This window comes from Chthoniobacterales bacterium (assembly GCA_018883245.1).
Taxonomy (GTDB): Bacteria; Verrucomicrobiota; Verrucomicrobiia; order Chthoniobacterales; family JACTMZ01; genus JACTMZ01.
Map to the genome: position 1 here is coordinate 1 of VEQL01000067.1, position 8,396 is coordinate 8,396.

Genomic DNA, 8,396 nt, shown 5'->3' on the forward strand with positions numbered 1-8,396 from the left:
TCTCTCGCCTTCGGGTGGATGAGGACTTCGTATTGATCGGAAATCGTGAAGATCCCCTGATCAAAAGCCCAGTGGACGGATTTGCAGAGCGCGACGCCGTTGCGCGGGTCATCGCTGCCGCCTTTGCCCCGCGTTATGATGTGTGCGGCATCGGCTTCCACTGTTTGTCCGTAAACGAACTTCATTTCGGTCGCTGCGCAGGTGCTGTCGTAGGCATCGAGCACGACACGGCGGAAGGCCTCTTCTCGCTTCTGGACGGAGACCTTGTAGATCCCTCGGTCTTCCCGGACGAACGGTTCCCACTCTTCCAAGGGCTTCATCCGAATGGCCGATTCAAGAACATCTCTTTCGAGTGTGACGCCCAAATAAGCCTCAAGTTCGTCCGAACTAAGCCCGCGAATGCGGAAGGCGTGTTTTGAGGGGTCGAATGTCTCAATGAAGCCGAGGCCGAGTAATCGATGCCGCGCACCTTCACGTGAGGTTTTGTCGCTAATTTGCTTCAGCGCGAGGACAGGCTCGTGGTCCTCCATGCAGCGCACGAGAGAAGCATTAGCTGCTATATCGAGAGTTCCGTCCTTCGGCGCATACCACATCCACCATGAGCCGTCCGTGTCATGGAAAGTTTTGTCTGCGTAAGGACTCTTCAGCATGGAAGCGATGCTGAAGGCGTAGGGAGAGTTGGCTGGCTTGTAGATGCCTTCGATCAGCGGATGGATGCGTTCCATGCCCCGGATCGATTCGGAGGGACTACGAAGGAATCCTGCAGGAACAATCTTTCCCAAGAAGGGAACAAGCCGCCGATAGGCTGCGCGCCGTTCGGCTTTTTCGCTTCCTGTGATCATTAGGTGCTACGCGACTTCTTCGTAGAGATGGCGCTGGAAACCGGCGAAGACTTGGCCGATTTGTTCGGGTTCGCCGAGGTCGGCGATGGCGTCGGAAATGCTGTCGCGGTATTTGAGGCGCAGGAGCGGGGTGAGTTTTTCTTGGCCCAATTCCTCGACTCCCACGTCGACATAGTGCTGCAGGACGAATTCCAAGAACGCCCGCTGTTTTGTTCCGAAAGCCGAGTTGATGTAGACGCGCGCATGGTCGGCGCGCTCGGCGCGGGTTAGCGGCGCCAGGGCATAAGCGACATAGGCCAGCACATCGAAGAGATCGCTCTTCTCGGCGTCGATGATCTTTTGCATTTCCGCCAACTGCTCGTGGCCGAAGCCTTTCTCGGACAAACCTTGCAGCAGCTTGGCTCGGGTATCCGGCGCACTCCATAGCGCGCGCAGCTCGGCTTCGCTCTGGAAAAAGTCGGGCAGTTTACCGAAGAGCATCTCCATGAATTGCTGGGCGGACATCGGTGTGCCGTCCGGGTGCCAGAATGTGGTGGATGTCATGTGCTGGATGGTGCGCTCCTTGCCATCGGCCAGCTTCACTTTGACTTTGTTGCGCTTCTGGCAGCGGCACGGATGGAAACCGCATTTCGGGCACGGTTCTTTCGGGCAGTCGCACGGGGTCTTGCCGCACACCCCGCACGGCTTGGGTGGCGCAACAACGCAGGTGCAAGGACGGTTGCCGCATTTCTTGCACGGCTCTTCCTCCTGCGGTGGTCCGTCCCATTCCGGGTCCTCGAAGTTGAGGTGTGCTTTTACGAAGTCGTAGATCGTGAAGTAATCCTTGCCGTCGAAGAGTCGCGTGCCGCGTCCGATGATTTGTTTGAACTCGATCATGGAGTTGATCGGGCGCATGAGGACGATGTTGCGCACGTTGCGCGCGTCCACGCCGGTGGAGAGCTTCTGCGAGGTCGTCAGGATGGTCGGGATGGTCTTTTCGTTATCCTGAAAAGCTCGAAGCCACTGGTCGCCGATCGCGCCGTCGTTGGCCGTGACACGATGGCAATAGTTCGCGTCCTTGCTGGTCTTGAGTTGGTTAATGAAGTCGCGCACCACGAGCGCATGGGCTTGGTTGGCGCAGAAAACGAGCGTCTTTTCGGCTTGGTTGATCTGCGAGAGGAAGATTTCCACCCGCTTCTTCTCGCGCTCCCTGATCTCGATGTTCCTGTTGAAGTCGGGCTCGTCATAGACCCGTCCCGCCTCGATCTCGCCTTCCACCACTTGGTCGTCGGGCGTCCAGCGGTAGTAGTCCAAGGTGGTCTGGATTTGCTTCACCCGGAACGGCGTGAGGAACCCGTCGTTGATGCCTTGCTTGAGCGAGTAGGTAAAGACGGGTTCCCCGAAGTAGGCGTAGGTGTCCACGTTGTCGCGGCGCTTGGGGGTGGCGGTGAGCCCGAGCTGCACGGCGGGAGAGAAGTATTCGAGGATATCCCGCCAGTTGCTTTCGTCGTTGGCCCCGCCGCGGTGGCACTCGTCGATCACGATGAAATCGAAGAAGTCCGGTTCGTATTCGCCGAAATACGGCACCGGGTTGCCCTCTGCATCCGATCCGCTCATGAACGTCTGAAATATGGTGAAGAAGAGGCTGCCATTCTTCGGCACTTTGCCTTTTTTGCGGATGTCCCCGGGCGAGATGCGCACCATGGCGTCCTCGGGGAATGAGGAGAACGCGTTGTAAGCCTGATTGGCCAAGACGTTGCGATCGGCGAGAAAGAGGATGCGCGGCCGGCGCGTCGGCTCGCGGCTCAGGTTCCACCGCGCATGGAAAAGTTTCCACGCGATCTGGAAGGCGATGAACGTCTTGCCGGTGCCGGTGGCCAGCGTGAGCAGGATGCGGTCACGGTTGTCGGCAATAGCTTCCATGACCCGCTCGACGGCGATGTCTTGGTAGTAGCGGCTCGGGTGACTGCCTCCCTTGTCCTCGAAAGGCACGGCGGCGAAGCGGTCGCGCCAGGCATTGGCCTGGGCGAAAGTCATGGCCCACAACTCTTCCGGCGACGGATAGCCGGTGATTTCCCGCTCCTCGCCGGTTTCGATGTCGATGGCGTAAATGCCGCGTCCGTTGGTGGCGTAGGTGAACCGCACCTCCAACTTGCCCGCGTAGTCCTTGGCCTGACCAACGCCCTCGGTCAGTTCTTCCGTGTCTGCCTTGGCTTCGACAATACCGAGCTTGGTGTTGCGATATTCGAGGACGTAGTCCGCTTTGACCGGCTTGCCGCGGCGGCCTTTGCCTTCGATGCGTCCCGGCGAGATGAGATATTCGCGCCGGACGCGGGAGCCTTCGACCACACCCCAGCCGGCCGCCTTCAAGGCGGGATCAATCAGCTCGGCTCTGGTCTCGGCTTCGTTCATGCTTTCTTGCCTTTTTTGGTTCGAGGCTTCGGTGGATTGGGCAGTTTCTTGAGCGCCTCTTCAAAGACTGCGTCCACCGCGCGCGGCGCGGCCGCAGTGAGCGCCTTGAACTTGTCGTATTCCAACTCGGCCTTGGCCTGGGCCATTTCGTGCGAGATGCGCCCGGCGTGGGTGAGGATATCCCGCTCGTTGAGCGTGAGGAACGCATCGAGCTTCTTGATCCAGTCCGCCATGTGCATGGGAATGCGCCGCATCGCCTGCCCTTGGGCAAAGATGAGGTATTGCTCCACGAGATTGTTCAGCGCCGCGAGTTCGGGTTCGGTGAGGTAGTTTTTGGCGATGACGACATCCGGTTTGCGGATTGCCGGACCGCGCCAGTTGGTCAGACCAAGGTTGGGTTTGGCCGCATCCACGCGCCCATGGACGATCTCTGCCGCGGTCTGGCCGGTGATGGCCCAGTGCACCTTGTTCTGCACCGTCTTGAAGAATTGCAGGCTGACTTCCTGCGTGGGGTCGTAATCAATGCTCGTCGCGTAGATGTCCGTGATCTTCTGGTAAAACCTGCGCTCGGAGGTGCGGATGTCCTGGATCCGCCGCATCAACTCCTCGAAATAATCGAACGGCTGGTCGGGGTTTTTCAGGCGCTCGTCGTCGAGAACGAACCCTTTGACGATGTATTCCCGCAGGCGCTGCGTGGCCCAGATGCGGAAGCGGGTGGCCACCGCGCTTTTCACCCGGTAGCCAACGGAGATAATGGCATCCAGGTTGTAAAAATTGGTCGCGTAATTTTTGCCGTCGGCGGCAGTGGTAAAGAAATTCTTTACCACTGAATCCTGCGCGAGTTCCCCTTCGGCGAAGATGCCCTTCAGGTGTTGCCCGATGTTCTGCTTGGTCGTCTGGAATAACTCCGCCATCTGCTGCTGGGTCAACCAGACGGTCTCCCCCTCGAAACGCACATCGATCTTCAGCTTTCCGTCCTCGGCTTGGTAGACGAGGAACTGTCCGCCGGGCGGCGGAGATGGCTGGGATTTGTCGCTCATGGCTGGGGCTCCAGAATCAGCGAGCAGTGAACCTGTAAGCGAGCCTTACAAGTTGGGTAGAATGGACGAACCATCCGGAAATTCCGGAGAGTTGTAAGAAGATGGGGCGCGGGTGGATGCATTTCACAGCTCTCCGGCAAAGGCTTGGTGCAGCAGCGATTTCTTCAATGCTTCCAGCGCGGCGAGCTTTTGTTCGTAGATGGCGGCGAGCCGTTGGGTTTCGGCAGCGAGAGAGTTTAGCGTAGCAACGATTGCACGCTGCTCGTTAACCGGCGGCAGCGAAATCGGCAGTGTTCGCACAGCGGCATTGCTGATTTTCTTCATTGTTGGGTTTGCTCCCTGAGCGCGTCCGGTAATTTCCCTACGGAGCGCAGGAGTCCTCATCTGATAGTAGAGAAACTCAGTGATCGCCTGCGCGGGATCTGGATTCATCCGCATGATCAGGTCCGGATAAATGGTCGGCCTTTCAATGCCAGAGGCGATGGCAACGTGGCCGACCAACTCTGGGGTGTTGCTGCGCGTGATTAGGAAATCGCCGTTCCGAATCCAATATCGCGCCTTAGGATCAGTTTTAGCCGATGTGTATTTTAGTTTTTCCGGCCTGAAGACAAAACCTGTAACCGACGAGAGCGTCAGAACAGGCGTTCCTGAGTCCGAGTGGTTAGCAGCAGGAGGCGACCACCCGTTTTGAGGCTGCACGTCCAACACTTCCTCAAGTCGCTTGTCCACCCACCCATTACCCCGTTGAGTGAAGACGGATTGGAGGTGGCTTTCGAAGAGGGCGTGGGCGTTTTGGAGGTTTTTTCCGGCGTTGGCCTTGGCGGTGGCGAGGCCCTCAAACGCTTCGTCGAGCACGCCGACGATTCGCTTCTGCTCAGCTAACGGGGGAACGGGAATCTCGAATTCGAGGACGTCGTCCATCTGAGCGCGAGGCATACGCGCACCGGTGCATGTTGAGTTGATTCGATCGCAGGTCTCGTCAGCTAGAAGCCAAAACAAGAGATAACTTCGGGAGAGTTCTCGGCTTGGTCGCAGTGGAAAAATCTCTGTAGAGCAATGTCCCTCGAAGTCAGGCGCGAGCGCTTTGTTGAGGTAAGGCCGAAGGCGACCGTAGAGGACGTGTTCCTCGGAAAACCGAAACGTTGAGCTTTTAACAGGCTGCGGCTCCATTGCGCCGATGAAGCGAGCAGTATGAGATTCAATATGCTCAAGGCCGACGTAAGGCAGGCCTCGGTGGATACCCTGAACTTTGTCGAAAGCACATACATCACCCAGCTTCTTTGTCTGCGACTGCTTCTTCACAATAGTGCCTTAATTCGTTTCAGCACCTCCGCGGCCTCTGCGTCTCCGCGAGAGATTTCCTCCATGATTTCCTGCGGGCTGCGGTGAGTGATAACTTCGCCCCCAGTGGGATTCTTTACGGAAAGATCAAAGCTTTCGGTGTCGATGTCCGCCACATCAACGCTCCAGCTTTTGGGCGAGTCGGCGCGGGTCTTTTGCAATTTCACAAACTCGGCGAGGTCGTCGTCGTTGAGCGGGTTGGTTTTGCCGAGGTTGCGGCCCGGGTCGAGTTGGTAGAACCAGACTTTGCGGGTGCTTTTTCCTTTCTCGAAGAAGAGGACGACGGTCTTCACGCCCGCGCCTTGGAAGGTGCCGCCGGGGCAGTCGAGCACGGTGTGGAGATTGCACTCTTCGAGGAGCTTGCGGCGGAGGCTGACAGAGGCGTTGTCGGCCATGTTGGAGAGGAAGGTGTTTTTGATGACGATACCGGCGCGGCCGCCGGCTTTGAGCGCTTTGATGAAATGCTGGAGGAAGAGGAAGGCGGTCTCGCCGGTGCGGATGGGGAAATTCTGCTGCACCTCGGCGCGCTCTTTGCCGCCGAAGGGCGGGTTGGCCAGGATGATGTCGAAGCGGTCTTTTTCCTGAAGGTCGGCGAGGTTCTCGGCGAGGGTGTTGGTGTGGATGATGTTCGGCGCCTCGATCCCGTGGAGGATCATGTTCATGATGGCGATGACGTAAGCGAGGGACTTCTTTTCTTTGCCGTAGAAGGTGCGCTCCTGCAGGGCGCGGTCTTGGGCGGTGGTGCGCTTGGGGTTCTGCGCGCGCAGGTAGTCGAAGGCTTCGCAGAGGAAGCCGGCGGAGCCGACGGCGGGATCGCAGATGGTCTCGCCGAGTCGCGGCGCGGTGACGGCAACGATGGCGCGGATGAGCGGACGCGGGGTGTAATACTCGCCGCCGTTGCGGCCGGCGTTGCCCATGTTTTTGATTTTGACCTCGTAGAGGTGGGACAGCTCGTGCTTCTCGGCCTGTGAGCGGAAGCGGAGGGCGTCGATCTGGTCGATGATCTCGCGGAGGTTGTAGCCGCTGTGGATGCGGTTCTTAATCTCGCCGAAGATTTCGCCGATCTTGTATTCGATGGTGTTCGGCCCGGTGGCTTTCTGTTTGAAGCGCTGGAGGTAGGGAAAGAGCTTGGTGTTGACAAAGTCGACGAGGTCGTCGCCGGTCAGGGCGGCGTGATGGTCGAGCTTGCCGTCTCTGCCCTTCGGCGCGGCCCACGTCTCCCAGCGGTAGGCGGGTTCGAGGATGTAGTTGTATTTCTTGCCTTCGAGCTTGGCCTCGGCGGCTTTGTCCTGCTCCAGACCGTCGAGGTATTTGAGGAAGAGCAGCCACGAGGTCTGCTCGGTGTAATCCAACTCGGTGGTGCAACCGGCCTCTTTCCAGAGGACGTCGTCGATGTTGCGGAAGGCTTGTTCGAACATGGGGTAAGGAGGAGACGGACGCTGGCGCGGAAAGTATTCCCAAGTCTGAACAGCGAGACCAGCCACTTCAGTAGAATTTGTGCGTCATAGGCCCGCCGCGGCGGGCAGTTGACTGTTTTCAGTTTTTAGTATTCAGCTGGAAAACACAGATCCGCAATGGCTTGCGGAGCGAGCCAGATGCTTGAGCGCTGCACCTACACCCCGACGTCCCGACAGCGCTCATCGAGCAACGCGCGGATGGAGGCGACCGTCTCCGGCTTAAAGCGGGCCGATTTGTGCTCGTCACGGAAGAATGTTGGAATCTCGCTGTCGTTGATAACCGCCAGGCCACTCTTTCCTGTCCGCCGGACATACCAGCCCGTGAGGACGAGCACCGTGGTCGCGGTGATATCCATCTGCAGTTTTTTCGAGAGCCATTGGCTCAAATAGTGCGCGCGTTCCTGCGAATTCCTCACGCCGTAATCTTCGAAGCCCCAAGGATACTCGAGAGCCTGTCCATTGAAGGTGACCTCGTGGCCACCGGAGCCTTTCCGTTTCCGCCGCGTCTTCGTCTCGATAGCAAATAGTCCGCCCGGCCCGACAACAACGTGGTCGACGTTGAAGGACTTGGCGCCGGGATTGTCGTCGAATTCCACATCATGAAAGACGGACCATCCGTCGATCATAAGTTGGTTCAATTCCTCGCCGACGGCGCGTTCGCCGAGAAAGCCGAGATAACAGTCGCGCCGCAGCTTGGCGGTGCTTTGCAAGCGCGCTGCGGCGTAGATCATGAAGCCAACCGCCAATACCACGAAAGCGACTCCCACATGCTCTGGGCCGGTTAGAAAGGCGTAAACACCAACGCCGACAAAAGCAGCCGCAGTAATCAGCCACAACAAGAGCTCGGAAACCCGGCTGTCGATCTCCTCCAGCTTTACACGGAGGAACTCGCCGGGCGGACGCAGATAGCGCTTGGTCAGGGGAAACTTGTTCGAGCGACTATCCCACCAATGACGCAGGACGAGCGTGCCCACAATCAAAACGAACGCACCGACGGCAAACGCAACGGCTATAAAGAAGCTCGGGTGATCCATTGGTCAGAACGTTGTTGCACCAATAGGCCCTCCAGTCGAGTGCCGGCTCTCTTTATGTCCTTCATTACCTTTTGTTAAAACCTCCAGTGTCTCACCACTCCCGGATTTCGATCGCGAGGTTCTGTCCCAACTCATTCAGGCGGTTCTGCAGGCAGGCCAGCGTGGCCAGATCCGGAGCCTCAGCCGGCCGCGGGCCGGAGAGGCCAGTCTTCAGATGACAGTTTTCAGCCAGGAAGCCGGCGGCGAGGCCGCAGAGGGTGAGAAATTCGCGGCGATGCATAGCTAGCGGGG

The 8,396-nt window shown here is 58.4% G+C and carries 6 protein-coding genes; all 6 read right to left on the reverse strand.

Annotation, left to right across the window (positions count from 1 at the left end):
- On the reverse strand, positions 1-842 hold an 842-nt coding region (locus tag FGM15_13255), incomplete at its 3' end, for a hypothetical protein (GenBank protein ID MBU3666825.1).
- 6 nt (positions 843-848) lie between these two features.
- The gene (locus FGM15_13260) at positions 849-3,233 is read right to left on the reverse strand and encodes a DEAD/DEAH box helicase (GenBank protein ID MBU3666826.1); all 2,385 of its coding nucleotides are present in this window, start codon (positions 3,231-3,233) and stop codon (positions 849-851) included.
- Complete coding sequence (locus tag FGM15_13265) at positions 3,230-4,273, reverse strand: virulence RhuM family protein (protein MBU3666827.1); 1,044 nt, start codon at positions 4,271-4,273, stop codon at positions 3,230-3,232. Before FGM15_13265 ends, FGM15_13260 begins: the two co-directional genes overlap by 4 nt.
- 123 nt (positions 4,274-4,396) lie before the next feature.
- On the reverse strand, positions 4,397-5,575 hold the full coding sequence (locus FGM15_13270; protein ID MBU3666828.1) for a restriction endonuclease subunit S: 1,179 nt from the start codon (positions 5,573-5,575) through the stop codon (positions 4,397-4,399).
- A complete protein-coding gene (locus FGM15_13275) occupies positions 5,572-7,032 on the reverse strand; it encodes an SAM-dependent DNA methyltransferase (GenBank protein MBU3666829.1) in 1,461 nt (486 codons plus the stop codon). Before FGM15_13275 ends, FGM15_13270 begins: the two co-directional genes overlap by 4 nt.
- A gap of 194 nt (positions 7,033-7,226) precedes the next feature.
- The gene (locus FGM15_13280) at positions 7,227-8,105 is read right to left on the reverse strand and encodes an NERD domain-containing protein (GenBank protein ID MBU3666830.1); all 879 of its coding nucleotides are present in this window, start codon (positions 8,103-8,105) and stop codon (positions 7,227-7,229) included.
- Positions 8,106-8,396 lie beyond the last annotated feature (291 nt).

What these genes read in the sequence shown, in the direction of transcription:
- FGM15_13260 (MBU3666826.1), bottom strand. Translation starts at nt 3,233, where the DNA reads ATGAACGAAGCCGAGACCAGAGCCGAGCTGATTGATCCCGCCTTGAAG.
- FGM15_13265 (MBU3666827.1), bottom strand. Translation starts at nt 4,273, where the DNA reads ATGAGCGACAAATCCCAGCCATCTCCGCCGCCCGGCGGACAGTTCCTC.
- FGM15_13275 (MBU3666829.1), bottom strand. Translation starts at nt 7,032, where the DNA reads ATGTTCGAACAAGCCTTCCGCAACATCGACGACGTCCTCTGGAAAGAG.
- FGM15_13280 (MBU3666830.1), bottom strand. Translation starts at nt 8,105, where the DNA reads ATGGATCACCCGAGCTTCTTTATAGCCGTTGCGTTTGCCGTCGGTGCG.